Consider the following 4,618-nt stretch of genomic DNA (forward strand, 5'->3'; position numbering starts at 1 on the left):
GGCTGCTGCCCGGGTTGCCGGAGCTGCCCGAGCCGTCCTGCCTGACCGCCGCGGCGGAAGCCGGCCGGGGGCCCAGGCCGCGCACCTGGTCCGACATCGGCTACCACGAGGAGGGCGGGGCCGGGTTCCTGTCGTTCTCCTTCCCCGGCGGCGCGATGAGCACCGCTCACTGCCGGCGCCTGCTGGACGCCTACCGGGCGGCCTGCGCCCGCCCCACCTCGGTGCTGGTGCTCGGCGGCGGACGGGACTTCTTCTCCAACGGGATCCACCTGGGCGTCATCGAGGCCGCCGCCGATCCCGCCGAGGAGTCCTGGGCCAACATCAACGCCATGGACGACCTGGTGGAGGCCGTGCTGACCACCACCGACCGGCTCGTGGTCTCCGCGCTGGGCGGCAACGCGGCCGCCGGCGGAGCCGTGCTCGCCCTCGCGGCCGACGAGGTGTGGTGCCGATCCGGTGTGGTCCTCAATCCGCACTACCGGCTGATGGGCCTGTACGGATCGGAGTTCTGGACGTACACCCTGCCGCGCCGGATCGGTTCGGCCGGCGCGGAGCAGCTGACCGCGGAGGCCTTGCCGCTGAGTGCCGAGGCGGCCCGGCGGCTGGGCCTGGTCGACCGTACCGTCGACTGCCCGCCCGCGGAGTTCGCGGACCGGGCCTCGGCGCTGGCCGTGCGGCTCGCCGGCCACCCCGCCACCGGCTCCCGGATCGCCGGGAAGAAGGAGCGCCGCGAGCTGGACGAGGCGCGGCGTCCGCTGGCCTCCTACCGGGCGGCCGAGCTGGAGCGGATGCGGCAGACCTTCTTCGACCCGCGGTCCCCGTACCACGCGCTGCGCCGTGCCTTCGTGGGCAAGGTGCGCCCGGACGCGACGCCACCGCACCTCGCGCGCTCCGTACCCGCCCGGCACGGAGCGCCGCTGTCCACCCGGGCGGATCCTTTCACCGGACCGGGTGTACCCGACGCGGCACCGGACCGAGGTCGGTGCTAGCAAGAAGGGTGGGGCCGATGAGCCCCCCGCGGTGACAGGGCCTCCCCTGCGGGCCCGCCGCCGCTCCTCCCCCTCCCCCTCCCCAAGGAGGCCTCCGCATGGACGCAGCAACGCCGGCTCCGGTGGCAGACGACCCGGCAGCGGACGACCCGCTGATCCACATCCTCTGGATCAACGCGGGCCTGAGCTGTGACGGGGACTCCGTGTCCCTGACCGCCGCGATGCAGCCGAGCATCGAGGAGATCGTCACGGGGACGCTGCCCGGGCTGCCCCGGATCGCCGTGCACTGGCCGCTGATCGACTTCGAGTGCGGTCCCGTCGGGGGCGCGGACACGTTCATCGAGTGGTTCTTCAAGGGCGAGCGGGGCGAGATCGATCCGTTCGTCCTGGTGGTCGAGGGCTCCATCCCGAACGAGAAGATCAAGGCCGAGGGTTACTGGTGCGGGTTCGGCGACGATCCGGCGACCGGCCAGCCCATCACCACCAGTGAGTGGATCGACCGGCTGGCGCCCAAGGCGCTCGCCGTGGTGGCCATCGGCACGTGCGCCACGTACGGCGGCATCCACGCGATGGAGGGCAACCCGACGGGTGCGATGGGCCTGCCCGACTACCTGGGCTGGGACTGGAAGTCGCACGCCGGGATCCCGATCGTGTGCGTGCCGGGCTGTCCGATCCAGCCGGACAACTTCTCGGAGACCCTGACCTACCTGCTCTACCAGGCGGCCGGCTCGGCCCCGATGATCCCGTTGGACGACAAGCTGCGGCCCACGTGGCTGTTCGGCAGCACCGTGCACGAGGGGTGCGACCGGGCCGGGTACTACGAGCAGGGCGAGTTCGCGCAGACCTACGACTCCCCCAAGTGCCTGGTGAAGATCGGCTGCTGGGGTCCGGTGGTCAAGTGCAACGTGCCCAAGCGCGGCTGGATGAACGGCATCGGCGGCTGTCCGAACGTGGGCGGCATCTGCATCGCCTGCACGATGCCGGGCTTCCCGGACAAGTTCATGCCCTTCATGGACGAGCCGCCGGGGGCCAGGGTTTCCACCAGGGCCAGCGGCGTGTACGGCGCGCTGATCCGCAGGCTCCGGGCGATCACCCTGCACACCGTCGATCAGGAGCCCAAGTGGCGCCACACCGGGGAGAAGCTGACGACGGGCTACCGCCCGCCCTGGTGAACCCCGCCCCGGCGGCCTCCGCCCACTCCGCACACCCCCTCCTCCACCCGCTCCTCCTCCACCCGCGCTGATGAAGGGTCACGGCAGACACGATGGAACCGAAGACGAAGGCGGCCGGCGACGGCAGCGGACTGGTCGAGATGGCATGGGATCCGATCACCCGGATCGTGGGCAGTCTCGGCATCCACACGAAGATCGACTTCAAGCAGAAGCGGGTCGCCGAGTGCTACAGCACCTCGTCGGTCTTCCGTGGCTACAGCGTCTTCATGCGCGGCAAGGACCCCCGTGACGCTCACTTCATCACGAGTCGCATCTGCGGGATCTGCGGCGACAACCACGCCACGTGCTCCGTCTACGCGCAGAACATGGCCTACGGGGTGAAGCCCCCGCACCTCGCCGAATGGATCATCAACCTCGGCGAGTCCGCGGAGTACATGTTCGACCACAACATCTTCCAGGAGAACCTGGTCGGGGTCGACTACTGCGAGAAGATGGTCCGCGAGACCAACCCCGGGGTCCTGGAGCTGGCCGAGCGGACCGCCGCCCCGCACGCGGGCGAGCACGGCTACCGCACCATCGCCGACATCATGCGCTCGCTCAACCCCATCGAGGGCGAGTTCTACCGCGAGGCCCTCCAGGTCAGCCGCTACACCCGGGAGATGTTCTGCCTGATGGAGGGCCGCCACGTGCACCCCTCCACGCTCTACCCGGGCGGCGTCGGCACCATCGCCTCGGTCCAGCTCTTCACCGACTACATGAGCCGCCTGATGCGGTACGTGGAGTTCATGAAGAAGGTGGTGCCGCTGCACGACGACCTGTTCGACTTCTTCTACGAGGCGCTGCCCGGCTACGAGGAAGTGGGCCGCCGACGGGTCCTGCTGGGCTGCTGGGGCGCCCTCAACGACCCCGAGTACTGCGACTTCACGTACGCCAACATGACCGACTGGGGACGGAAGATGTTCGTCACCCCGGGCGTGGTGGTGGACGGCAAGCTGGTCACCAACGACCTCACGGAAATCAACCTGGGCATCCGCATCCTGCTGGGCAGCTCGTACTACGACGACTGGCAGGGGCAGGAGCAGTTCGTCACGCACGATCCGCTCGGCAACCCGGTGGACCCGCGCCACCCGTGGAACCAGCACACCATCCCGGCGCCGCAGAAGCGGAACTTCGACGACAAGTACAGCTGGGTGATGTCGCCCCGCTGGTTCGACGGCAAGGACCACCTGGCACTCGACACCGGCGGCGGCCCCATCGCCCGGCTGTGGTCCACGGCGCTGTCCGGGCTGGTGGACGTGGGCTACGTCAAGGCCACCGGGCACAGCGTGGTCATCAACCTGCCGAAGACGATGACCAAGCCCGAGACGACCTTCGAGTGGCGGATCCCCAAGTGGAGCAACGCCCTGGAGCGCAACCGGGCCCGTACCTACTTCCAGGCGTACGCGGCGGGCATCGCACTGCACTGCGCCGAGAAGGGTCTGGCGGAGGTCCGCGCCGGGCGCACCCAGACCTGGGAGAAGTTCGAAGTGCCGGACCAGGCGGTCGGCGTCGGCTTCACCGAGGCCGTACGGGGCGTCCTGTCACACCACATGGTCATCCGCGACGGGAAGATCGCCAACTACCACCCGTACCCGCCGACCCCCTGGAACGCCAGCACGCGGGACACCTTCGGGACACCGGGACCGTACGAGGACGCCGTGCAGAACACCCCGATCTTCGAGGAGAACACCCCGGAGAACTTCAAGGGCATCGACATCATGCGGGCCGTCCGCAGCTTCGACCCCTGCCTGCCGTGCGGGGTGCACATGTACGTCGGCGGCGGCAAGACCGTCAAGACCATGCACGTGCCCACCGGCCTGAGCGGACTGGGCGGATGAGCGCCGCACGCGGCGTCGTACTGGACGCACGGCAGGCCGGGCAGCGGGTGGACGAGGTCCTCGACCGGCTCGCCGCCACGGGAGACCGCGCGGCCTGCGCCGCCGCCGAGGAACTGGTCCGGGGCCTCATGGAGTTCTACGGGGCCGGGCTCGCCCGGATCACGGAGCGGCTCGGCGGACACGGTCTGGCTCCGCTCCTCGACGACGAGCTCGTGGCGAGCCTGCTGGCCCTGCACGACCTCAACCCCGAGGACGTGCAGGTCCGGATCGGGCGGGCGCTGCGGTCCGCGGCGGAGCCCGCGGAACTGCTCGGCTTCGACCCCGCCTCGGGCGTCCTGCGGATCGGCGTCCCCGCCGGCGGCGGCTGCGGCTGCGGCGGTGCGGACGCCGACGCCTCCGGGGTCCCGCGCGGCGTGGCGGACGCCCTGGCGGCCTTCGCTCCCGAGGTGACCTCCGTGGAGGTGGAGAAGGCGGCCCCCGCCCCTGCCCTCCTGCAGATCGGCGCCCGCCCGCACACCCCGGCACGGGTGCGGTGAGCGCGCCGGCCCCGGCCGCGCGCGGCCTGCGGAGGTTCGCCGGC

At 70.9% G+C, this 4,618-nt stretch carries 4 protein-coding genes; all 4 read left to right on the forward strand.

From position 1 onward, the window contains the following. On the forward strand, positions 1-989 hold a 989-nt coding region (locus ABZY57_RS32040), incomplete at its 5' end, for an enoyl-CoA hydratase/isomerase family protein (RefSeq protein WP_356517942.1). A gap of 98 nt (positions 990-1,087) precedes the next feature. Further along, positions 1,088-2,161: a hydrogenase expression protein HypE gene (locus tag ABZY57_RS32045; protein WP_356517944.1), complete on the forward strand. Its 1,074-nt coding sequence runs from the start codon at positions 1,088-1,090 to the stop codon at positions 2,159-2,161. Positions 2,162-2,253: 92 nt separating this feature from the next. Beyond that, entirely contained in the window at positions 2,254-4,038 is a 1,785-nt protein-coding gene (locus ABZY57_RS32050) for a nickel-dependent hydrogenase large subunit (protein ID WP_274546747.1), read from the forward strand. Beyond that, on the forward strand, positions 4,035-4,574 hold the full coding sequence (locus tag ABZY57_RS32055) for a hypothetical protein (RefSeq protein WP_356517946.1): 540 nt from the start codon (positions 4,035-4,037) through the stop codon (positions 4,572-4,574). The genes ABZY57_RS32050 and ABZY57_RS32055 overlap by 4 nt, the downstream gene beginning before the upstream one ends. Positions 4,575-4,618 lie beyond the last annotated feature (44 nt).

Origin of the sequence: Streptomyces sp. NPDC006450 (assembly GCF_040612195.1) — a bacterium.
In the GTDB taxonomy this organism is placed as follows: Bacteria; Actinomycetota; Actinomycetes; order Streptomycetales; family Streptomycetaceae; genus Streptomyces.

Coding starts and splice junctions, on each gene's coding strand:
- ABZY57_RS32045 (WP_356517944.1), top strand. CDS start 1,088: ATGGACGCAGCAACGCCGGCTCCGGTGGCAGACGACCCGGCAGCGGAC.
- ABZY57_RS32050 (WP_274546747.1), top strand. CDS start 2,254: ATGGAACCGAAGACGAAGGCGGCCGGCGACGGCAGCGGACTGGTCGAG.
- ABZY57_RS32055 (WP_356517946.1), top strand. CDS start 4,035: ATGAGCGCCGCACGCGGCGTCGTACTGGACGCACGGCAGGCCGGGCAG.